Origin of the sequence: Mycobacterium sp. 4D054, from assembly GCF_052245755.1 — a bacterium.
Taxonomy (GTDB): Bacteria; Actinomycetota; Actinomycetes; order Mycobacteriales; family Mycobacteriaceae; genus Mycobacterium.
Genome location: NZ_JBQQCF010000180.1, coordinates 1 through 301 on the forward strand (window position 1 = coordinate 1; position 301 = coordinate 301).

1 protein-coding gene is annotated in these 301 nt (G+C 68.8%); it reads left to right on the forward strand.

Annotation, left to right across the window (positions count from 1 at the left end; translation table 11 throughout):
* A partial coding sequence (locus ACTWP6_RS30450) for a hypothetical protein (protein ID WP_443189654.1) occupies positions 1-301 on the forward strand: 301 nt, incomplete at both ends.

A 301-nucleotide genomic window follows, 5' to 3' on the forward strand; every position in this document is an offset into this window, starting at 1 on the left:
GTGCGGGCCTGAAGTCGGTCAGCTTCGCCGTGGTTGATGGTGAGGGGAATGCGAGCGCGGTGCCGGCGGGCACGGTGGTCACGGTGGTCGGGCTGGCTTCTGAGGTGCCGCCGTTGGTGGTGGTGTCGCCGGTGGCGGCCGGCAGCGCCGGTTCGCCGATCACGGTCAGCCCCATCGTGGTGATCACGGATCTGGACTCGGAGCAGATCGGCTCGGCCACAGTCACACTGAGTAACCCGTCGGCCGGTGACATGCTCTCCTGGGGCGGTCTGCCGGCCGGTGTGGATGCGCATTACGCCGA